The following is an 18,515-nucleotide window of genomic DNA, read 5'->3' as shown; positions in this document are numbered from 1 at the left end:
CTGGTGCTCGCGAGCCCGGAGAACGCCGAGCAGGTCAGGGAGTTCGCGGTGCACGGCACCACGCTGGTGGTGTCCGCCTCGGGTTCGCGCGCCGCCCGGAACTACGGCTGGGTCTTGGCCGAACCGTAGCCGTGCGTGGAGACGACGGTGCCCGACGTGTCGTGCAGCTTCGCCGCGTCGCCCTTGTCGTTCCAGATCGGCTTGTTGATGCCGTAGCTGAAGCCACCCCACTCGGGGTGCACCTCGTTGGTGTAGACCCGGATCCGCTGCCCGGGCTGGAGCACGGTGCCCGCCGGGAAGGTGAAGTCCTGGCCCGCGTCGTCCGCGCCGAGCTTCCAGCCCGAGATGTCGCCCGCGACCGTGCCGCGGTTGACCACCTCCACGAACTCGTCGGCCTGGGTCCGCTTCACCTGGCCCTTGAACTGCACCTGGGTGATCACCACGTCCGGCTTGCCGACCTTGGCGAAGATCGCCACGACGTCCGCGCTGTTGGCCGCGTTCTCCGCGCTGACGAACTGCCGCACCACGCGGCCGCCCTGCTTGAACCCGCTGATCACGACGGCGTACTCCTCGCCGTCCACGGTGACCGACTGCGGCGAGACGAAGCTCGGCAGGTCGACCAGGTCCTCGGGGTTCGCGGTGTTGTTCGGGGTTTCGTTGTGGTGGAAGGTGAACGTGAAGTCGACCGTCGTCCCGTCCTCGAAGACGACCTGCACGGCGAGGTCGACGTCGAACTGGGGCACGGGCAACGCCTGGACGGGGAAGTTCTCGTGGGTGAACGTGCCGAGGACGAACTCGGACCCGTCCACCTTCACGTCGACCTGACCGCCGGTGAACACGTACCCGCTCTTGCCGCCGCCGGCGGGCACACCCCACGTCACGTGGTCGGTGTTGACGCCGGAGAGGTTGGTGGGAGTGGTGCTCAGGGACGGCCAGCGCCCGGAAGTCGTCGCGGTGCTCATGATCACGATCATGTCGGCGGCACGGGTCCGCGGATAAGCCGCTGACCGGGTCTGCTCCGACCGCCGAAAAACGGACTGGGGTGGGTGCCCGCAGTCGGTGGAGTGCTGTGGGATGAACGTTCCCACTCGAACGGCCCATCCGGCCGCACGGGTGCGGTTTCAGCGCGGCATGCCCCGGTGGTGCCCGTGCGTGCTCGACCCGGGCCGCTGGTGGCCGTGCGCGCCCTGGTCGAACACCGCGAACACGCCGCAGCCGAGAACCGCGCCGAGCAGCGCGACGACGGCGAGCCGGGTGGCCTTCCGCCGGGCGGGCGGGCGGCGGTCGGTCTGGTCGGTCATCGGTTCTCCTTCGGGTGCACCGCCATTGTGCGCCTCCGGGTCCGCGCCGCCGCCGGCAGCACGCCCCTGACGACCGTCGCCGACCTCGGACAGGCCGTCCACGGCGCGGACCCGACCTCCGGTCTCGTGGCCGTGGCACGTCCGCGCCACCTCGTGGACCAGCCGCGAGCCCGGCGAGGGGACGGCCGCCGTTGCGCGCCGGCCCGCGTGCCGCACCCCGCCGCGTCGGTCGAGGGGAGTGGTCGACGGCGTTGCGCGGCCGCACCCGACCCGCGCCCGGCGGACAGCCGTCGCCACCGCGCGGTCACCGCCGCCCCGCCCTGACCCCCGCCTGGCGCAAAACCTTGCCGGGCAAGGAAAACGAGTCCCTCAGGGGCGGTCGTCGGCGGCCGGTCGGGTGCCCAGCACCCCCGCCAGGCGCTCCAGCAGGTCGACCACCTCCGGCACCCGCTCGGGCGAGCCGAGCGCGTCGGCCACCGCGTCGTCCACCCGCGTCGCCCGCACCCGCGCCACCCGCTCGGACACCACGTCCGCCTGCCGCACGAGCATCCGCCGCCGGTCCGCGGGATCGGGCGCGGTCGCCACCGACCCGGCCTCGCGCAGCCGGGCCACCGCCGTCGACACCTGGCTCTGCGGCAACCCGGTGCGCTCGGCGATCTCCCCGATCGCGCTGTCCGGGTGCTCCACCACGTCCGCCAGCACCACGAGCACCACCCGCGTCCCGCGCCGGCCCGCGTCCGGCATCGCCCGCTCGCCGATCCGCGTCAGCGCGCGCCCCAACAGGAACAGCTCGACCCCGTTCATGCCGGCCACACTACATCGGACTAGATGTATCTAATTAGATGGATTACGGTGGACGCCATGGTCCACCACGAAGTGCGCGGCTCCGGCCCGGTCCTGCTGATCGCCCAGAGCGGCGAGGGCGACACCGCGCGCGGCGCGCCGCTCGCCCGCCTGCTCGCCGACCGCTTCACCGTCGTCACCTACGACCGGCGCGGGCTGTCCCGCAGCCCGGCCGACGGGAAGGTCGACGTCCGAGCGCACGCCGAGGACGTCCACCACCTGCTCGCGTCCCTCACCGACGAACCCGCTTACGTGCTCGGGTGCAGCCTCGGCGCGCTCATCGGCCTGCACCTCGCGCAGCGGCACCCCGACCAGGTCGCCACGCTGGTCGCCCACGAGCCCGTCGCGCCCTGGCTGCTGCCGCCCGCCGAACGCGCCCACCACGTCCGCGAACTCGAGGGCATCCAGCACACCTACCGCACCGCGGGCCTGTCGGCGGCCGTGGTGGAGATCGCCGCCGCGCTGGGCATCGACCCGGTCGGCCAGGAGACCGAGCCCGACGTGGCCCGGCACCCGATGACACCCGGTCGGGCGGCGAACTTCGCCTTCTTCCTCACCCACGACCTGACCGCGATCCGCGAGGACGACCTGGTCCTGGACACCGCGGCGCGGATCGTCCCGGCGGTCGGCGCGACCACCCCGCGCACCGCGTTCGACGTCCGGTGCGCGCGGGAGCTGGGTCGGCGCGTCGGCGTGGACCCGGTCGTGTTCCCCGGCGGGCACAACGGCGACCTCACCCACCCGCGCGGCTACGCGGCCCGGCTGGTCGACGTGCTCACAGCACCAGACCGCCCACGTCCGCCGTCAGCCGCTCCGGCCCTTCCGCCACCTCCCACTCCGCACCCAGCGAGGTGAGCACCGAATTCACCCGATCGGGAGCCGGGTGCGTGCCGCGGAACCACCGCAGCGGGAGTTCGGGCAGGTCACGGGTGGTGGGGTGGGGCGTCGAACCCCAGTCGATCAGGAACGGCAGCACGCCCGACGGGCCGGGCGGGAACGCGAGCCGCCACGACAGCAGGTCGCCGTCGGCGGTCCGCCGGGACATCGGCGCCGGCCCGTCGTACCCCGGCACGTCCAGGTCCGACCGCCGCACCGCCCACGTGACCAGCCGGTTCCCGGTCAGCGCGTCGATGCCGAACGGCCGCGGCCGGTCCGGGTCGGGCGCGTCCGGGTCCGGGCCGATCAGCTCCAGGTAGGCCGACCCGCCCAGGCCCACCAGCCGGTTCGCGGTGCCGAGCCCGACGTGCCGCCCGCCGGGCGCGGGCACGACGCCGGTCCGCTCGGTGAACCAGGCGACCAGGGCGGCGAGATCGGGTCCGGCGAGCACGAGGTGGTCCAGCGGTGAGGTCATGTCGCCAGATAACCACTGGGTGAGCACCGATAACATCTCTCGGGACAGGCACCGCACCACCAACCGAGGAGTCACCGTGTCCCAGCCTCGCCCCGCAGCCGCTCTCGCCCCACCTCGCGTGGTGGTGCCGGCCGGGACTACGGCGGGCACCGCGGTCCGGGAGGCCGGTCTGCCCGGCAAGGGCGCCGACGCCGTCGTGGTCGTCCGCGACGCCGAGGGCCACCTGCGCGACCTGTCCTGGAAGCCCACCGTCGACGTCGAGGTGGAGGCCGTCGCGGCGAACACCGACGACGGTCGCGCGGTGATCAGGCACTCCACCGCCCACGTGCTGGCGCAGGCCGTGCAGCAGCAGTTCCCGGACGCGAAGCTCGGCATCGGCCCGCCGGTCCGCGACGGCTTCTACTACGACTTCCGGGTCGACAAGCCGTTCACGCCCGAGGACCTCCAGGCGCTGGAGAAGCGCATGAAGGCGATCGTCAAGGGCGCGCAGCGGTTCGACCGGCGCGTGGTCGAGTCGGTGGAGGCGGCCAAGCGGGAGCTCGCGGCCGAGCCGTTCAAGCTCGAGCTGGTCGACCTCAAGAGCGACGTCGACACCTCCGAGGTGATGGAGGTCGGCGCCGGCGAGCTGACCGTCTACGACAACCTCGACCCGCGCACGGGCGACCGCGTGTGGGGCGACCTGTGCCGCGGCCCGCACGTGCCGACGACCAAGCACATCCCGGCGTTCAAGCTCACCCGGGTCGCCGCCGCGTACTGGCGCGGCAACGAGAAGAACCCGCAGCTGCAACGCGTCTACGGCACGGCGTGGGAGTCGCAGGAGGCGCTCGACGCGCACCTGGAGCTGCTCGCCGAGGCCGAGCGCCGCGACCACCGCAAGCTCGGCGCGGAGCTGGACCTGTTCAGCTTCCCCGACGAGATCGGCTCCGGCCTCGCGGTCTTCCACCCCAAGGGCGGTGTGATCCGCAAGGAGATGGAGGACTACTCCCGCGCGCGGCACACCGAGGAGGGCTACGAGTTCGTCTACTCGCCGCACATCACCAAGGGCAACCTGTTCGAGACCTCCGGCCACCTCGACTGGTACCGCGACGGCATGTACCCGCCCATGCACCTCGACGCCGAGTACGACGAGGACGGCAAGGTCCGCAAGCCCGGCCAGGACTACTACCTCAAGCCGATGAACTGCCCGTTCCACGACCTGATCTTCCGGTCGCGCGGTCGGTCCTACCGCGAGCTGCCGCTGCGGCTGTTCGAGTTCGGCGGCGTGTACCGGTACGAGAAGTCCGGCGTGGTGCACGGCCTCACCCGGGTGCGCGGCATGACGCAGGACGACGCGCACATCTTCTGCACCGAGGAGCAGGTGGAGGAGGAGCTGAAGTCGCTCCTGGCGTTCGTGCTCGGCCTGCTGCGCGATTACGGCCTCGACGACTTCTACCTGGAACTGTCCACCAAGAACGCCGAGAAGTACGTGGGCTCGGACGAGGTGTGGGAGAGGGCGACGAAGACGCTGGAGGCCGCCGCGCTGTCCAGCGGCCTCGAGCTGGTGCCGGACCCGGGCGGCGCCGCGTTCTACGGCCCGAAGATCTCCGTGCAGGCGCGCGACGCGCTGGGCCGCACCTGGCAGATGTCGACCATCCAGCTCGACTTCAACCTGCCCGAGCGGTTCGAGCTCGAGTACACCTCGTCCGACGGCGGCCGCAAGCGCCCGGTCATGATCCACCGCGCGCTGTTCGGCTCCGTGGAGCGGTTCTTCGGCGTGCTGACCGAGCACTACGCGGGCGCGTTCCCGGCGTGGCTCGCGCCGGTGCAGGTGGTCGGCATCCCGATCGCCGACGAGCACGCCGACCACCTGTTCGCGGTGGCGAAGTCGTTGAAGGCGCACGGGATCCGGGTCGAGGTCGACGCCTCCGACGACCGGATGCAGAAGAAGATCCGCACCCACACCACGCAGAAGGTGCCCTTCATGCTGCTGGCCGGCGCGAAGGACGTGGAGTCGGGCGCGGTGTCGTTCCGGTTCCGCGACGGCACCCAGATCAACGGCGTGCCGGTGGCGAAGGCGGTCGAGACGGTCGTGGAGTGGGTGGCCCGCCGGGAGAACGCCTCGCCAACGGCGGAACTGGTCAAGTGACGGAGCACGAGGAGCAGGACGGGGTCGGGGTCCACGACGCGTTGCAGCGCCTGTGGACCCCGCACCGGCTGTCCTACGTGCGCGGTGAGGGCAAGGCCGACGGCGACCAGCCCGAGGGCTGCCCGTTCTGCCGCGCGCCGGGCCTGTCGGACGAGAAGGCCCTGATCCTGGCGCGCGGCGCGACGGTCTTCGCGCTGCTCAACCTCTACCCGTACAACCCCGGCCACCTGATGGTGCTGCCGTACCGGCACGTGCCGGACTACACCGACCTGGACCCGGCGGAGACGGTGGAGTTCGCCGAGTTCACCCAGAAGGCGATGCGGGTGATCCGCGCGGTCGCCTCGCCGCACGGCTTCAACATCGGCATGAACCAGGGCGTCGTGGCGGGCGCCGGCATCGCCGCCCACCTGCACCAGCACGTGGTGCCGCGCTGGGGCGGCGACGCGAACTTCATGCCGGTCATCGGCCACACCAAGGTGCTGCCGCAACTGCTCGGCGAAACGCACGCGCTGCTGTCGGAGGCCTGGCGGGCGTGACGTCGGGCGTGCGGTCCGCCCTGGTCGTGGGCACGGCGAGGTACGAGGACGAGTCGTTCGGCGCGTTGCGCTCACCCGCCCGGGACGTGCTCGCGATGGCCGAGGTGCTGGCCGACGCCGCGATCGGCGACTTCACCGTGCGCACGGTGCTGGACGGGACCGAGGGCGTCGTCCGGCGCGCGCTGGACGACTTCCTGACCGAGGCGCGGGCCGAGGACCTGGTCGTGGTCTACCTGTCCTGCCACGGCGTGCTGGACCTGCGCGGCCGGCTGCACTTCGCCACGTCCGACACCCGCAAGGACCGCCTGCCCTCGACCGCGGTCGAGGCGGAGTGGCTGCTCGACCGCTTCCGCGACTGCCGCGCCACCCGCCAGGTGCTGATCCTCGACTGCTGCTTCAGCGGGTCGTTCGACGGGTCCAAGGGCGACGAGGACATGGACCTCGAACGCCGGTTGTCCGGTGGTCGCGGCCTCGCCGTGCTCACCGCGTCGCGCAGCCGCGAGTACTCCTTCGAGGGGCACCCGGTGGACGGCGAGGTCGGCACGTCGGTGTTCACCACCGCCCTGGTCGAAGGGCTGCGCACGGGCGCCGCCGACGCGGACCGCGACGGGGTGATCTCCGTGCAGGACGCGTTCGACTACGCCGAGGCCGTGGTCCGCGCCGACGGCAGGCAGTCGCCACAGCGCTGGCTCTACGGCGGCGAGGGCACGATCCTGTTGGCGCACAACCCGAACGGGGTCAACATCGCGCCGGCCCCGCTGCCCGAGGCGCTGCGCGCGGCGTTGGACAACCCGTACCCGGCGGTCCGGCTGGGCGCGGTCGCCGGCCTCGCCGAGTGGCTGTCCTCCGAGGACCGCGCCGAACAGGCGGCGGCCCGGAAGACCTTGGAGGACCTGGCCGAGCGCGAGGTGCCGGCCGTCGCCCGGGCCGCCCGCGACCACCTGGCCGCGCATCCCCTCCCGGAACCCGAGCCGGCGCGGACCCCGGTGCCGGTGTCGGCACCGATGCGGACGGCGTGGCGATCCGTGCTGCTGGGGACCAGGCAGCCCCTGCGCAGCGTGGACTTCGACCGCGAGACGGGCGCGCTCGCGGCCGGAGGCCCGCAGGGCACCTGCGTCTACACCTCCCCGGGGGATCGGGTGTCGCTCCGCAAGGATCTCGCGGTGTCGGCGAACCGGGTCGGGTTCGGCCGGGACGGCGTGCTGCTCGGCATCGACACCGCCGGTCGCCTGTGGTGCCACGGCATCGTGAAATCCGGTCCCTTGACGCAGGTGGACGCGCGCGGTGTCCTGGAGACGAGCCCGGACGGCGCGCTCGCGGTGTTCGGCGGACCCCGCTCGCTCGGGTTGTGGGACCTGCGCACCGGCACGGCGCACCGCTGGCCCGCCGCCGAGCACGTCTACGACCTCGCCGTGTCCGCGCGGGGCTCGCTGATCGCGGCGGCGAACGCCTACCAGAACCGGATCCTCTTCTACCGCCTCGGTTCCGCCGCCCCGCTGTTCACCCTCGCCACCACCGCGATGGGCGTCGCGTTCACCCCGGACGGGTCCGGGCTGGCCACCGTCGGCACGGACGGGGTCACGCTGTGGGGGATGACCGAGTCCGGTCCGACGAGATCGGAGGAGCTGCGGAGTCGGGTGAAGCTCCTCGGGCCGGCGGAGTTCTCGCCCGACGGCACGCTGCTGGCCACCGCGACCCAGGACGACGGCGTGCTGCTGTGGCAGGGCCACGACGTGGTCGCCGAGTTGAAGGGGCACACCGGGTCGGTGCTCGACCTGTCGTTCAGCCCCGACAGCCGGACGCTCGCGACCGCCGCGTTGGACGACCGAGTGCGCCTCTGGCACCGCGACTGACCGAAGCCGGGCCTTCCGATTAGGCTGACCTAACCGTAGAATTGCGTGTACGAGTGCGGATGCGGCGCCTGGATGCACGTGCGGTTGGGCGGGCGTGCCGGATACGTACCGTGAGCGTGCGATAGATCACGTTCCGACGTTGTCCAGACAGGCGGTATTCCCTGTCCGGCCGATCGTCATAAGCCTTGCCGATCGATAACGTGCGTTTCATGACCGCACCTGAGCGTTCGCGGCTGGCCCGAGAACGGCTCTCGCGCGAGTTACGCAGGCTGCGCACGGAGGCCAAGATGACGGGAACGGCCACCGCGCGCGCCACCGGGATGAGCCAGTCCAAGTTGTCCAAGATCGAGAACGGCATGCTGCTGCCCTCGATCGCGGACGTGGAACGCCTGGTGGCCGAGCTGTCCGCGACGCGCGAGACGAGGGTGGAGCTGATCGAGCTCGCCCGCCAGTTGCACGCCGAGGCCGAGACACGACGTGTCGTTCTGCACCGCGGTGCCCATCGGCACCAGCAGACGGTGGCCCGGATCGAAGCCCGCGCGACCACGAGTCGCTTCTTCCAGAACGCGGGCGTGCCCGCGCTGCTGCAAAGCGAGAACTACCTCCGGGTCGTTCTCGCCGCCACACCCGCGCACGAGCAGGACACCGCGATCGCCACGCTCCGCAGTCGTCGGGCCCGCATGGACGACCTGGGCAAGCGGTTCGTGTTCCTGCTCGCGGAGAGCGCGTTGAGGTGGCGGATGGGGTCGGCGGACCTCATGTGCGAGCAGATCGACCACCTGGCGCAGACGCTGCGAAGACCCAATGTCCAGCTCGGCGTAGTGCCGTGGACCGCGGACGCGAACTTGGTCGCCCTGCACGGTTTCCAGGTCTACGACGAGCGCGTGGTGACCCTCAGCGTGCTCACCGGCAACGCCACCATCACCGACCCCCACGACGTCCGCGAGTACCTCGGCCTGTTCAGCCGGTTGGAACGGCTGGCCATGCGCGGCGAACAGCTGGAGGACCTGCTGGAGCAGATCTCCAGGGACCACCGCAAGCTCGGCTGAACTGGGCCGTTAGGCTGCCGGTGACCACGTCGTCCCCGCCGGTAGGTGCAGTCACCGCCCCATGCTGAACATCTTCGCCCGCGCTTCCGTCTCGCGCGTCACCGATCCGATCGGGGCGTGGCTGCTCCGCAGCGGCCTCACCCCGAACACCGTCACGGTGCTCGGCACCGTGTGCTCCGTCGCGGCCTCGCTCTGGTTCATCCCGCGCGGGCAGCTGTTCCTCGGCGCCGCGGTGGTGACGGCGTTCCTGCTGTTCGACCTGATCGACGGCGCGATGGCCAGAGCGCAGGGCGGCGGCACGAAGTTCGGCGCGGTGCTGGACGCGAGCTGCGACCGGATCGCGGACGGCGCGCTGTTCGGCGCGATCGCGTGGTGGGCGTTCGACGCGGGGGAGAAGGGGTTGGCGGTCGCCACCCTCGTCTCGCTGGTCGGCGCGCAGGTCACCTCGTACGTGAAGGCGCGGGCGGAGGCGTCCGGGCTGACCGCGGACGTCGGCATCGCCGAGCGCGCCGACCGGTTCATCGTCGCGCTGGTCGGCATCGGCATCGGCGACCTCGGCGTCCCCTACATCACCGCGGTGGCGCTGTACGTGCTGCCGGTGCTGATCGTGGTGACCGTGGTGCAGCGGCTGCTCGCCGTGCACCGGTCGGCCAAGGAGTCCGCCGCGTGAAGGAGCGGTTGGCCGACTGGGGCTACGCGGCCGGGTGGCGGCTGGTCCGGCTGCTGCCCGAACGGGTGGCCGCGGCGCTGTTCGACCGCGCCGCCGACTGGGCGTCGAAACGCGCCGGCGCGGGCGTCCGGCAGCTGCGGGCGAACCTGCGCCGGGTCGTGCCGCGCGCGGGCGAGGCCGAGTTGGACGAGCTGGTCCGGCTGTCGGTGCGGTCCTACGCGCGGTACTGGCGCGAGGCGTTCCGGTTGCCGTCGATGGACCTCGAGGCGGCCTACGCGGCGTGCGACCGGACGATCACCGGCGTGGAGAACCTGGACGCCGCCTTGGCCGAGGGTTCCGGCGCGGTGGTCGCGCTGCCGCACTGCGGCAACTGGGACATGGCGGGCGTGTGGCTGGTCGGGCACTCCGGCACGTTCGCCACGGTCGCCGAGCGGCTCAAGCCCGAGTCCCTCTACCAGCGGTTCATCGCGTTCCGCGAAACCCTCGGCTTCGAGGTGCTCCCGCTGACCGGCGGCGAGCGCAACCCGGCCGCCGTGCTCGCCGAACGCCTGCGCGCGAACAAGGTCGTGTGCCTGCTCGCCGACCGCGACCTGACCGCGGGCGGCGTGCCGGTGACGTTCTTCGGCGAGCGCACGCTGATGCCCGCCGGCCCCGCGCACCTGGCCGCGACCACGGGCGCCGCGCTGCTGCCGGTCGGCCTGTGGTTCACCGAGGACGGCTGGGTGTTCCGGATCCACCCGCCCATCCGGGTCGCGGGCGCCTCGGGCGTCGCGCCGGCGACCCAGCAGTTGGCCGACGTGTTCGCCGCGGACATCGCCGCGCACCCCACCGATTGGCACATGCTCCAGAAGCTGTGGCTCGCCGACCTGCCGGAGAGCAGGCAGAAGGCGCTGCGCCGGGTGCTCGCCCGCCGGGAGGACGAGGAGTGAAGGTCGGCATCGTGTGCCCGTACTCCTTCGAGGTGCCCGGGGGAGTGCAGGCGCACGTGGTGGACCTGGCCCGGGCGCTGCGCGGGCTCGGCCACGAGGTCGAGGTGCTGGCGCCGGCCGACGACGACACGCCCGTGCCGGAGTTCGTGACGCGGGCGGGCAGCGCGGTCGGCATCCCCTACAACGGGTCGGTGGCCCGGCTGTCCTTCGGCCCGGTGTCGTTCGCCCGGGTCCGGCGGTGGATCGCCGACCACGACTTCGACGTGATCCACCTGCACGAGCCCACCGCGCCGTCACTGTCCATGTTGGCGCTGATGATGGCCGACGGCCCGATCGTGGCCACGTTCCACACGTCCACCCCGCGCTCGAAGATGCTGTCCGCGTTCCAGGTGGTGCTGCAACCGTTCCTGGAGAAGATCACCGCCCGGATCGCGGTGTCCGCACTGGCCAGACGGGTCCAGGTGGAGCACCTCGGCGGCGACGCGGTGGAGATCCCGAACGGCGTCGACGTCGGGTTCTTCGCCGGCGCGTCCCCGTTGGACGGCTACCCGCGTCCGGGTGGGACGGTCGGCTTCGTCGGCCGCTACACCGAGCCGCGCAAGGGCATGCCCGTGCTGCTGGAGGCGTTGCGGGCGCTCGACCTGCCGGACGTGCGACTGCTGGTGGTGGGTCGCGGCGACGAGGACGAACTGCGCCGGCAGGCCGGTCCGGACCTGGCCGCGAGGATCGACTTCCTGGGCATGGTGGACGACGAGACCAAGGCGCGCGCGCTGCGGAGCGTGGACGTGTACTGCGCGCCGAACACCGGTGGCGAGAGCTTCGGGATCATCCTCACCGAGGCGATGTCGGCGGGCACGGCGGTGGTGGCGTCCGAACTGGACGCGTTCCGCCGGGTGTTGGACGACGGCCGGGCGGGCGTGCTGACCCCGGTGGGCGACCCGGAGGCGTTGGCGGGCGCGCTGCGGTCGCTGCTGGCGGACCCGGACCGGCGCGCGGAGTACGTCGACGCGGCCCGCGAACGGGTGCTGACCTACGACTGGTCGGTGGTGGCCCAACAGGTGCTGCGGGTGTACGAGAGCGCGATGGCGGCCGATCCGCGACGGGTGGGCGAGGCGTGACGGGCTCCGGTACCGCACCGACGTTCCCGCCACGGGCGGGCAGGAACACCGCGGGGTTCCGGGCGGGCATCGCGACGTGCCTGCCGCCGGTGGAGGGGAACGCCGCAGATCTTCGGGTGGGCATCGCGACCTGCCTGCCGCGGGTGGAGGGGAACGCCGCGGGTTTCCGGCGGGCGGGCACGGCGACGTGCCTGGCCGAGAACACCGCGGGTTTCCGGGTGGGGATCGCGATGTGTCCGCCGCGGGTGGCGAAGTGCGCCACGGGCGTCCGGCGGGTGGGTGAGGCGTGACCAGTTCGGGTGTCGCGACGACGTTCCTGGTGCTGCTCGGACTCGTGGTCCTCATCGGACCGTGGTTGCTCGGCACCGCGAACCGGCTCGACCGGCTGCACGTGCGCACCGACGCGGCCTGGGCGGCGTTGGACGCGGCGCTCGCCCGGCGCGCGGTGGTGACCAGGGCGGTCGCGGTGGTGTGCGGCGACGACGGGTTGCGCGCCGCGGCCGACCACGCCGAGCGCGCGTCGCGGGCGGAGCGGGAGGGCGCCGAGAACGAGCTGACCGCGTTGCTGGACGTGCTCGACCGGTCCGTGCTGGCGGCCGCGCTGGCCGCCGAGCTGGGTGACGCCGAGCAGCGGGTCGTGCTCGCGCGCCGGGTGCACAACGACGCGGTCCGCGACACGCTGGCGTTGCGCCGCCGCCGCCCGGTGCGCTGGCTGCGCCTCGCGGGCACCGCGCCGACGCCGTCGTACTTCGAGATCGCCGAGCCGCAGCACGAGCCGGACGCGCTGACGCCGAGGGTGGCGTCGCGGGTGCTGCTGGTGGACCCGGCGGACCGGCTGCTGCTGTTCGAGGGCTTCGACCCGGCGCGCCCGGACGAGCTGTTCTGGTTCACCGCGGGCGGCGGCGTCCGGCCCGGCGAGCACGTCCGGGACGCGGCCGTGCGCGAGCTGGCCGAGGAGACCGGCGTGCGGCTGGCGGCGGACGACCTGGTCGGCCCGGTGTGGCGGAGGCGGGTCGTGTTCAGCCACGACGGGCTCGGCTACTCGGCGCTGGAGTGGTTCTTCGTCGCCCGCGTGGCCGACGTGGAGGTCGACAGCACGGGGTTCGAGCAGGGCGAGGCCGACTCGATCGTGCGGCACCGCTGGTGGACCACCGCCGAGCTGGCCCGCACCGAGGCCACGCTGTACCCGGTCCAGCTCGCCGAGTGCTACCCGGCGGCGCTGGAGCCGTGGGACGGCACGACCCGGCCCATCCGCTAGCCGGAGCGACCGTCAGAGCACGTAGGTGGCGATCATCTGGCCCAGCAGTCGGACGTCCGAACTGCCGCGGAACTCCAGCCGCACCACGCCCAGCCCGCTGAACCACAGGTCGAGTTCGGCGTCCATGTCGAAGGTGCCCGCGGTCTCGATCGAGAACGCCTGGATCTTGCTGTACGGCAGCGAGGTGAAGTCCTTCTTCTTCCCCGTCATGCCCTGCACGTTGACCGCGATGATCCGCTTGTTCGTGAACACCACGAAGTCCCGCACCGTCTTGAACGACGACACGACGTGCTCGCCCTGGATCATGATCGGCGCCACCTGCGGCCCGATGTCCTCCGGACGACACGGCGAGAGCTTGAAGACGGAGGCCTTCTCGAAATCGATCACACCACCGAACCTACCCAGCCGGCAGCACCCGCACACGGCCCGAACGCCGAAACCCGGGTCATCCCGGACCCGGTGTCCGGGACTACCCCGACCGGGGGATCACCCGCTCGGCGCGGTCGCTACGGTGTACGGGTCAGGGTGGGTGGTCTCTACCAATTTTGGGCCTTGTCTCGATTGGTCACCCGGATGGCTCAGCCGGAAGGGCTGAAGGGGCTACCCCGATAGTGGTGATAGACCGGCGTTCACAGTCGTTCGGCCCTCGACTGGCTGTTACCGGTGTCCTACCTTCGGTTGAATGAAGCTTGAACTAAGGCATCTGCGCGTCGTGTGCGCCATCGCGGACGCGGGCAGCCTGTCCAAAGCCTCGTCACTCCTCGGGCTCGCCCAACCGGCCCTCACCGCCCAGCTGCACCGGATCGAAAGCCTCCTCGGCGGCAAGCTGTTCGACCGCGACCACAAGGGCGCGCGGCCCACGGTGCTCGGTGAGCTGGTGCTCGAACGGGCCCGGGTGCTGCTGCCCGCGTTCTCCCGGCTCCAGGAGGACGCGCTCAGACTCGTGGACGACGGCCTGCCCGGCGACCGCTTCCGCCTCGGCGCGACCAACGGACCCATGCTCGGCGGGCTGGTCCACCGGCTCACCGAGACCCACCCCGGCGCGCACGTCAGCACGCACGTCTCCTGGTCGGGGACGGACCTGTCCGTCGGCGTCGCCCAGGGTCGGCTCGACTACATCCTGGTCGGCGTCTGCGGTGACGCGCCGCCACCCTCCGAACACGGACTCACGTGGGCCGTGGTCGCCATCGACCCGGTGTTCGTGATCGTCCCCGAGGACCACCCGTGCACCGCGCAGGAGGAGGTCGAACTGGCCGACTTCCGGGACATGCAGTGGGCGGTCACCCCGGGTGACGGCTGCTTCGGCGACTGCTTCGTCGCCGCGTGCAGCCGCGCCGGCTTCACCCCGCGCACCATGTACGAGGTCGACACGGGCAGCTGCGTCGACCTCGCGCAGTCCGGCGACGCCGTCGTGCTGTGCCAGCCCAGCTTCCGCCGCACGCCGGGGCTCGTCGCGATGCCGATCGCGGGCGTGCCGCTGCGCTGGCGGCACATGATGGGCTGGGACCCGGAGAGCCCCGCGGCCGAGTTCGCGCCCGACGTGCTCCGTTACGCCTGCGACGCGTACCGCGAGACGGTGGAGCGCAATCCCCGGTACGAGTCGTGGCTGCCGACCCATCCGGAGTACGGCGCATTGGACTATCACGCCGCACTATGACCCAAGCGGTATTACCTTCGTCCGGTATGTCCGATCTACTTTTCACGGGCAATCCCTGCGCTCCCTCGAGGAGAAACCCGTGAAAACCCTGGTGAGACCGCTTGCCGCGGCCTTGATCGTGGCGGGCGCCCTGGCACCCGCCGCGAACGCCGCTCCCGCCGCACCCGCCGACCAGGACACCGCGATCCTGGCGGCCGTCCAGCGCGACCTCGGTGTGAACGCCGAGCAGGCCCGCGACCGCCTCGCCGCCGACCGGCGGTCCGGCGAGACCGCGGACCGACTGCGCAAGAAGCTCGACCACCGCTACGGCGGCGCGTGGATCGACCGGTCCGGCGCGCTGACCGTCGGCGTGACGCGGCAGGCCGACGTCGGCCTGGTGTCCGGTGCCGCGGCCGAGGTCGTGGCGCGCAGCGAGGGCGACCTCGACGCGGTGAAGGCCCGGCTCGACGCGAACGTCCGGTCGGCGCCGAAGTCGGTGCCCGGCTGGTACGTCGACCTGCCGACCAACACCGTCGTGGTCAAGTCGCACCCCGCGACGCTTGCCGCCGCGCGCGCGTTCGTCGCGTCGGCGGGCGTGGGCGCGGACGCCGTCCGCTACGCCGTCACCGACGAGGCGCCGCGTCCGCTGATCGACGTCGTCGGCGGCAACGCCTACACGATCGGCAGCGGAACCCGCTGCTCGGTCGGCTTCTCGGTCAACGGCGGGTTCATCACCGCCGGCCACTGCGGCACGACCGGCGCCTCCACGTCCAACCCGAGCGGCTCGTTCCGCGGCTCCAGCTTCCCCGGCAACGACTACGCGTGGGTGCAGGTCGCGGCGGGCAACACCCCGCGCGGCCTGGTCAACAACTACTCGGGCGGCACGGTGTCCGTCGCGGGCTCGCAGGAGGCCGCGGTCGGCGCCACCGTCTGCCGCTCCGGCTCCACCACGGGCTGGCACTGCGGCACGATCCAGGCCCGCAACTCGTCGGTGACCTACCCGCAGGGCACCGTCACCGGCCTGATCCAGACCACGGTCTGCGCGGAGCCGGGCGACTCGGGCGGCTCGCTGCTCGCCGGCACCCAGGCGCAGGGCGTCACGTCCGGCGGCTCGGGCAACTGCTCCTCCGGCGGCACCACGTACTTCCAGCCGGTGGGGGAGATCCTCCAGACCTACGGCCTGACCCTGGTCACCAACGGCGGCGGTGGCGACCCCAACCCGCCGACCGGGTGCCAGAACTCCCGCACCCGCCACAGCGGCTCGCTGAGCGCGGGCGGTCAGGTCTACCAGCCGAACAACAGCTACTACCAGTCCACCGTCTCGGGTGCCCACGTCGGCTGCCTCGTCGGCCCGACCGGCGCGGACTTCGACCTCTACCTGGAGAAGTGGAACGGCGCGTCGTGGACGGTCGTCGCGAAGGGCGACACCCCGGCGGCGAGCGAAACGGTGAACTACAACGGCACCGCCGGGTACTACCGCTACCGCGTGCACGCCTACAGCGGTTCCGGCGCCTACACCCTGGGCATCACCAACCCCTAGGTCGCCGGGGAACCCCGACCCCCCGGTCGTGGAAGCGGGTCCGTCCCGGTGGCGGACCCGCTTTCCCCGTTCGAGGGAACGCGGGCAGCACGCAGAGTCAGTCACCCGAACGTGCGGGTGTGGAAGCCGAACCAGGGTGCCGATGGCCTCGGAGTCAGTAGTTCGTCCCCGACTGGTAAGGAAAATCGTGTCCCCACACCGCACTCGCGGGCTGCTCCGGGCCGCCGCGCTGCTCGTCGTCGGCGCGTCACCGCTCGCCGCAGGCGCCGCGTCCGCCACGCCCCTGGACCACGCGGTCGAACCGAAGCTCGGCTCCGCGCCCGAGGTGAACCTGGAGGCGGCCAAGGCCGCCACGAACCTGCTGGACACCAGGACGGTGACGCTGCCGAGGACCGAGGCGCTCACCGAGGGCGTCACCGCGGTCGTGCCCCAGGCCACCGCGCCCCAGGCCCAGCTGCCGCAGCTCCCGCAGCTGCCCCAGTCCGCGCCGCTCGCCCAGCTGCCCCACACCCCGCAGGCCCGCGACCTGGGCGCGCCCGGTCTGCCGGTCGGCAACCTCCCGGCCGTCCCGGGCCTCGGTTCCGTGGGCATTCCCGAGCTGGGCGCCCTCCCGGCCCTGCCCGCCCTGCCCCAGCTGCCCCTCGGCTGACCCGCGCCGCCGGTCGGTCCGCGAGGGGCGGGCCGACCGGCGGGGTCGCCCTCCGCCGCCTCTCCCTCCGTCCGTCCCGCGCCCGAGCCCCGGCTCGCGATCACCAGATCCGCCTCGTTCCTCCCCTTCCGCGCCCGCCGCCTGCGTCCGGCCGTCCGCCGTCGACCGCGTCAGGGCCGTTTCCCCCTCGCATTCCGGGTAAATCGCCCGAGCCTCCCCCATTCCGCGCCGCCGCGAATCGCGTCAATTCCACCGCCCGTGGTCGATCAATAGTCGAAGAATGAATTCGACGGTTGGTGAAATCGCGGTCGAATGACGTAGGGTGCGCGCGTGGTCATCACCGGACAAGGCGATCCGCCGGGTCTCGTGCTCACCGGCACGATCCGGGAGGCCGACCTGGACAGGCTCCGCGCGGCGGTGCTCGCGATGTGCGGCGACGTGCGCGTCGACCTGCGAGCGGTCCCGTTCGTGCAGGTCGTGACGTTGCGCACGCTCGTGCGCACCGCGGCGGAACTGGATCGGGAAGGCCGTTGCCTCGTGCTCGACCTCGCCCCGCACCACGAGTGGGCGATCGACGCGATCGGGTGGTCGACCGCGCCCGGCCTGGTGATGGCGAACGGAGAACTGCCGCGATGAACGATTTCCGGCACGACGCGGCCGTATACGCGGACGACGCCGAGTTCCTGGCCATGGCGGTGCCGTTCGTGGTCGACGGGGTCGAACGCGGCGAATCGGTTCTGGTCACCACCACGCCCGCCAACCTCGAACTGCTGCGTGACGCGGTCGGCGGTCGGGCCGAGCAGTTCGACCACGCCGAGACGGCGTTCTTCGGCAGGCGGCCGGCCGAACGCGCGACCGGGTTCTTCCGCTACTGGCAGCGCAGCGGCACCTCGACCGGCAGGCACGTCCGGGTGCTCGCCGAACCGCTGTGGGCCGGCCGGACGGCGCGCGACGTGCGGGCGTGGCGGCGGATGGAGTCCGGGCTCAACGTGCTGCTCGCCGACACGAACGTGTGGATGATCTGCCCGTACGACGCCAGGGTGGTCGGCCCGGACGGGCTGGAGCACGCGCTGAGAACGCACCCGACCCACGTGCGCGGCGTCGACCTGCTGACCTCGCCCGGCTACGTCGACCCGAGGGAGTACGCGCGGTCCTGCGACGCGGAGCCGTGGTCGCCGCGCCCGACCGACGCGGCGGTGTTCCCGCTGCACGACGACCTCGCCGCGCTGCGCCGGTTCCTGGTGCGGCAGGCGGTGGCGCTCGGCCTGACCGAGGAGCGGGCGGCGCTGCTCACGGTGGCGGTGGGCGAGGTGCTGGCGCACCTGCGCGACGACGGCACCGCGGCGCTCTGGCTCGCGGGCGGCGCGCTGGTGTGCGAGCTGACCGGCGGCGTCACGGTCGAACTGGACCCGTTCGCCGGCTTCCGCCCGCCCGAGCTGTACGCGGGGGACGACCGCACCGACGGGTTGTGGATCACCCGGCAGGTGTGCGAGGCGCTGGACGTGCGCACCACCGACGGCGTGACGACGTTCCGGCTCCAGCTGACCGGCCCGCGCTCGGCCGAGGGCTTGTCCCGGCGCTGACCGGCGGCGATCGGCCGGCGGGCCTGGTGTCGACCCGGGGCGACGAGCCGCTGGACGCGGATCCGGTGCCGCGC

The 18,515-nt window shown here is 72.4% G+C and carries 20 protein-coding genes; 15 read left to right on the top strand and 5 right to left on the bottom strand.

Features of this window, described 5'->3' with window-relative positions; genetic code table 11:
• Positions 1-101: 101 nt before the first annotated feature.
• From AB0G50_RS32475 to AB0G50_RS32465, 3 genes are all read right to left on the bottom strand, one after another.
• Positions 102-962 (bottom strand): lamin tail domain-containing protein, encoded by an 861-nt coding sequence (locus AB0G50_RS32475; protein WP_360116605.1) that lies wholly within the window; start codon positions 960-962, stop codon positions 102-104.
• A gap of 159 nt (positions 963-1,121) precedes the next feature.
• Entirely contained in the window at positions 1,122-1,301 is a 180-nt protein-coding gene (locus AB0G50_RS32470; RefSeq protein WP_360116602.1) for a hypothetical protein, read from the bottom strand.
• Positions 1,302-1,670: 369 nt separating this feature from the next.
• Positions 1,671-2,105 (bottom strand): MarR family transcriptional regulator, encoded by a 435-nt coding sequence (locus AB0G50_RS32465; RefSeq protein ID WP_360116599.1) that lies wholly within the window; start codon positions 2,103-2,105, stop codon positions 1,671-1,673.
• Between the two features lie 57 nt (positions 2,106-2,162).
• Between AB0G50_RS32465 and AB0G50_RS32460 the strand changes: the two genes are divergently transcribed.
• Positions 2,163-2,999, top strand: coding sequence for an alpha/beta hydrolase (locus tag AB0G50_RS32460; RefSeq protein ID WP_360116596.1), 837 nt, complete (start codon positions 2,163-2,165; stop codon positions 2,997-2,999).
• Here AB0G50_RS32460 and AB0G50_RS32455 read toward each other — a convergent pair.
• On the bottom strand, positions 2,920-3,495 hold the full coding sequence (locus AB0G50_RS32455) for a VOC family protein (RefSeq protein ID WP_360116593.1): 576 nt from the start codon (positions 3,493-3,495) through the stop codon (positions 2,920-2,922). The two genes, AB0G50_RS32460 and AB0G50_RS32455, sit on opposite strands and share 80 nt — an antisense overlap.
• A 76-nt stretch (positions 3,496-3,571) precedes the next feature.
• On the opposite strand from AB0G50_RS32455, the gene thrS reads away from it, so the two are divergent.
• From thrS to AB0G50_RS32410, 9 genes are all read left to right on the top strand, one after another.
• Positions 3,572-5,620, top strand: a complete 2,049-nt coding sequence (gene thrS / locus AB0G50_RS32450; protein ID WP_360116590.1) for a threonine--tRNA ligase — start codon at positions 3,572-3,574, stop codon at positions 5,618-5,620.
• A complete protein-coding gene (locus tag AB0G50_RS32445; RefSeq protein WP_360116587.1) occupies positions 5,617-6,156 on the top strand; it encodes an HIT domain-containing protein in 540 nt (179 codons plus the stop codon). The genes thrS and AB0G50_RS32445 overlap by 4 nt, the downstream gene beginning before the upstream one ends.
• Positions 6,153-8,009: a caspase family protein gene (locus tag AB0G50_RS32440; RefSeq protein WP_360116584.1), complete on the top strand. Its 1,857-nt coding sequence runs from the start codon at positions 6,153-6,155 to the stop codon at positions 8,007-8,009. Before AB0G50_RS32445 ends, AB0G50_RS32440 begins: the two co-directional genes overlap by 4 nt.
• A gap of 209 nt (positions 8,010-8,218) precedes the next feature.
• Positions 8,219-9,058 (top strand): helix-turn-helix transcriptional regulator, encoded by an 840-nt coding sequence (locus tag AB0G50_RS32435; RefSeq protein WP_360116581.1) that lies wholly within the window; start codon positions 8,219-8,221, stop codon positions 9,056-9,058.
• A 61-nt stretch (positions 9,059-9,119) separates the two neighbouring features.
• Entirely contained in the window at positions 9,120-9,728 is a 609-nt protein-coding gene (pgsA, locus tag AB0G50_RS32430) for a phosphatidylinositol phosphate synthase (RefSeq protein WP_360116578.1), read from the top strand.
• Positions 9,725-10,657, top strand: coding sequence for a phosphatidylinositol mannoside acyltransferase (locus AB0G50_RS32425; protein ID WP_360116575.1), 933 nt, complete (start codon positions 9,725-9,727; stop codon positions 10,655-10,657). The genes pgsA and AB0G50_RS32425 overlap by 4 nt, the downstream gene beginning before the upstream one ends.
• Positions 10,654-11,775: a glycosyltransferase family 4 protein gene (locus AB0G50_RS32420; RefSeq protein ID WP_360116572.1), complete on the top strand. Its 1,122-nt coding sequence runs from the start codon at positions 10,654-10,656 to the stop codon at positions 11,773-11,775. The genes AB0G50_RS32425 and AB0G50_RS32420 overlap by 4 nt, the downstream gene beginning before the upstream one ends.
• Complete coding sequence (locus AB0G50_RS32415; RefSeq protein WP_360116569.1) at positions 11,772-12,065, top strand: hypothetical protein; 294 nt, start codon at positions 11,772-11,774, stop codon at positions 12,063-12,065. The genes AB0G50_RS32420 and AB0G50_RS32415 overlap by 4 nt, the downstream gene beginning before the upstream one ends.
• Positions 12,062-13,033 carry an NUDIX domain-containing protein gene (locus tag AB0G50_RS32410; RefSeq protein ID WP_360116566.1) on the top strand — a complete coding sequence of 324 codons (972 nt, stop codon included), beginning with the start codon at positions 12,062-12,064 and terminating at the stop codon, positions 13,031-13,033. The genes AB0G50_RS32415 and AB0G50_RS32410 overlap by 4 nt, the downstream gene beginning before the upstream one ends.
• A gap of 12 nt (positions 13,034-13,045) precedes the next feature.
• Here the strand turns inward: AB0G50_RS32410 and AB0G50_RS32405 are convergent, their stop codons facing one another.
• Complete coding sequence (locus AB0G50_RS32405) at positions 13,046-13,420, bottom strand: PH domain-containing protein (protein ID WP_360116563.1); 375 nt, start codon at positions 13,418-13,420, stop codon at positions 13,046-13,048.
• Between the two features lie 295 nt (positions 13,421-13,715).
• On the opposite strand from AB0G50_RS32405, the gene AB0G50_RS32400 reads away from it, so the two are divergent.
• The 5 genes from AB0G50_RS32400 (at position 13,716) to AB0G50_RS32380 (ending at position 18,441) form a co-directional block, all read left to right on the top strand.
• The gene (locus AB0G50_RS32400; protein WP_360116560.1) at positions 13,716-14,690 is read left to right on the top strand and encodes a LysR family transcriptional regulator; all 975 of its coding nucleotides are present in this window, start codon (positions 13,716-13,718) and stop codon (positions 14,688-14,690) included.
• 79 nt (positions 14,691-14,769) lie between these two features.
• A complete protein-coding gene (locus AB0G50_RS32395; RefSeq protein WP_360116557.1) occupies positions 14,770-16,209 on the top strand; it encodes a S1 family peptidase in 1,440 nt (479 codons plus the stop codon).
• Between the two features lie 187 nt (positions 16,210-16,396).
• Complete coding sequence (locus AB0G50_RS32390) at positions 16,397-16,858, top strand: hypothetical protein (protein ID WP_360116554.1); 462 nt, start codon at positions 16,397-16,399, stop codon at positions 16,856-16,858.
• A gap of 330 nt (positions 16,859-17,188) precedes the next feature.
• Entirely contained in the window at positions 17,189-17,494 is a 306-nt protein-coding gene (locus tag AB0G50_RS32385) for a hypothetical protein (RefSeq protein WP_360116551.1), read from the top strand.
• Complete coding sequence (locus AB0G50_RS32380) at positions 17,491-18,441, top strand: MEDS domain-containing protein (protein ID WP_360116548.1); 951 nt, start codon at positions 17,491-17,493, stop codon at positions 18,439-18,441. The genes AB0G50_RS32385 and AB0G50_RS32380 overlap by 4 nt, the downstream gene beginning before the upstream one ends.
• The last annotated feature ends 74 nt before the right edge of the window (positions 18,442-18,515 follow it).

Source organism: Actinosynnema sp. NPDC020468 (genome assembly GCF_040642015.1).
Lineage (GTDB): Bacteria > Actinomycetota > Actinomycetes > Mycobacteriales > Pseudonocardiaceae > Actinosynnema.
This window is presented reverse-complemented; position numbering and strand designations above follow the sequence as displayed.